The sequence below is a fragment of the Xenorhabdus yunnanensis genome, from assembly GCF_028598805.1.
GTDB classification, from domain to species: domain Bacteria; phylum Pseudomonadota; class Gammaproteobacteria; order Enterobacterales; family Enterobacteriaceae; genus Xenorhabdus; species Xenorhabdus yunnanensis.
Map to the genome: position 1 here is coordinate 1 of NZ_JAQRFI010000363.1, position 223 is coordinate 223.

Below are 223 nucleotides of genomic sequence, written 5' to 3' on the forward strand. Positions count from 1 at the left end.
CATAAAGAGACATAAACAATGAAAATTAAATTACCCAATGTACGTTTGGCATTCCCTGATTTATTTGAAGCAACCCAAGTTAATGGTCAGGGTGATTATAAATTTCGCTCGGCCTTTCTTATTTCAAAAGCGCGCAAAGATTTAATTGCTGAAATCGAAGCAGCAATTTTAAAAGTGGCTACCGATAAATGGGGGGTTAAAGCTGAGGGTATTATTAAAAGTA

The 223-nt window shown here is 35.4% G+C and carries 1 protein-coding gene; it reads left to right on the forward strand.

Features of this window, described 5'->3' with window-relative positions; translation table 11 throughout:
* Positions 1-18: 18 nt before the first annotated feature.
* The coding region (locus tag PSI23_RS22615) for an ssDNA-binding protein (protein ID WP_273557114.1) at positions 19-223 on the forward strand (205 nt) is incomplete at its 3' end.